This window comes from Bradyrhizobium sp. P2_E8, from assembly GCF_056403875.1.
Map to the genome: position 1 here is coordinate 1 of NZ_JBFUES010001587.1, position 1,069 is coordinate 1,069.

Sequence of the window (1,069 nt, forward strand, 5' to 3'; positions counted from 1 at the left end):
GCTCCAGGCCGCCGCCGACGGGCTCGGCATCGCCATGGGCATCCGGCCCTATATCGACGACGATCTCGCCGCCGGACGCTTGGTGGCGCCGTTCGACCTCTCGGTACCCAAGGGCATGCGCTGGTATCTGGTCTATCGCAGCTTCCAGACCGAGCAGCGCGATTTCGCCGCGTTCCGCCGCTGGATCATGCGCGCGGCGTCGGAACCTGCCGCCCGCCCGGTGAGGCGGACCGGCCGCACCACAACGCGGAACTGACATTCAGCGGTTCCGCGGGCAAAAAACCCCGTCCCTTGTGAACGGCTTCACATCCTGAAATCCGCAAACGTGGTCCCCTGACCCTCCAACAAGGCACTCGAGCAAGAGACTCGAACTAGACACTCTGGGGACTACCAATGACGACCATTTACGACGGCTTTGACATCGAATCCTTCGAAGCTGGCAAGGGACTGTGGCACGCCCGCATCCGGCGCGCCGATTTCAGCCCAGTTGCCATCGACGGCGTGCTGTTTCCAGCCATGGAAGTCGGCTTCGCCTGGCCCGATCGCGACGCCGCGATAGCCGACGCCAAGCACCATATCGATCGCTTCCGCCGGCGGGCGGACGACAGCGACGACGAATGATCGGTCAGGGACAGCGCGCAAAAKGGGAACCGGTCATGTCAGTCATCGAATTCGACGACGCAACACGGCCTCGGATCTACGACCGCACCGTCCTGTCGAATTGTCCCGAATGCGGCGACGATCTCACGGTGGTCCGCGTGATCGGCGGCCGCGCCGGATGCGAGTACTGGACCATGCGCTGCACCGGTTGCGGCGGGATCCACCTCGACATCCTCAAGCCGCAGCGGGCGGCCGGTGACGACGAGGGCCCGCCGCCGGTGGCGTGATCCTGCGGCTGCTGCCAACCTGCTGTCAGCAGCCTGAGCACGGACGGGCATTCGCCCTTTCCTGAGGGGCGGACTCGTCCCATATTCGCCTCATGGCGAAGAAACCTGCATCCTCCGAAAAATCCGGCAAATCCCCCAAATCCAAAGCCCCGAACTCGAAGGCGCATCGCCCTGACGTGCAG

General features: G+C 64.5%; 3 protein-coding genes. All 3 read left to right on the forward strand.

Annotated elements, in window-relative coordinates; genetic code table 11:
- Positions 1-256: LysR substrate-binding domain-containing protein (locus tag AC1D00_RS42510; RefSeq protein WP_477014834.1), on the forward strand; the 256-nt coding region annotated here is incomplete at its 5' end.
- A gap of 137 nt (positions 257-393) precedes the next feature.
- Entirely contained in the window at positions 394-621 is a 228-nt protein-coding gene (locus AC1D00_RS42515) for a hypothetical protein (RefSeq protein ID WP_027548436.1), read from the forward strand.
- Positions 622-656: 35 nt separating this feature from the next.
- A complete protein-coding gene (locus tag AC1D00_RS42520) occupies positions 657-887 on the forward strand; it encodes a hypothetical protein (RefSeq protein WP_404552815.1) in 231 nt (76 codons plus the stop codon).
- Positions 888-1,069 lie beyond the last annotated feature (182 nt).